We start from the raw sequence: 573 nt of genomic DNA, 5'->3' as shown, positions 1-573 counted from the left end.
TATAAAAAAAAGTTATCTCTATACACAAAAAAATACTTTGTTCTTTGTTGGTTTTATCATTTTTATTGTTAGTTTTGGCTTTTTTTCATTTAATGCTTTATTTTTACAAATGAAAACACATCAGAATGTTTTTACTCAAATGAAATTCATGTCCGGTGCAAATACAAATATAGAAAAAAATTCTGCTTTGTTCTTAAAAGAAGAAAAATTTCAATCAAATAGACATGTTACTTCTTTACTACCTCCGAATTATTTAAAGAAAAACTCATCTTCACATTCTGCGTCACAAAGCATACTAGAAATGCAAAAGAAATTAGCAAAACTAGGACTTTATGATGGTTCTTTAGATGGGCTAGAGGGACCTAAAACACGTCGTGCCATAGCACTATGGAAACAACAAACTGCTGAGGAAATGCAAAACCGTATTTTGCAAAAAAACACAAAAGATGAAATTGCGATATTAATTAAGCAGAGCGAAATGGAAATGATCAATGAGAAAACAAAAACAAAAGATCTGCCTCGTTCAACAGAACCTGTTTTAGAGCCTACTATTGCAGATATTATAGAAGTGCA

The 573-nt window shown here is 30.4% G+C and carries 1 protein-coding gene; it reads left to right on the top strand.

Translation table 11 applies throughout. The annotated features are described in order from the left end of the window. Nucleotides 1–573 (top strand): peptidoglycan-binding protein (locus tag ACFINZ_RS11830; RefSeq protein WP_375701627.1); only part of this gene is annotated, 573 nt, incomplete at both ends.

The organism is Bartonella sp. AA81SXKL, assembly GCF_042196945.1.
GTDB lineage: Bacteria > Pseudomonadota > Alphaproteobacteria > Rhizobiales > Rhizobiaceae > Bartonella.
The sequence above is the reverse complement of the archived record's forward strand: the minus strand, read 5'-3'. Positions and strand labels throughout refer to the sequence as shown.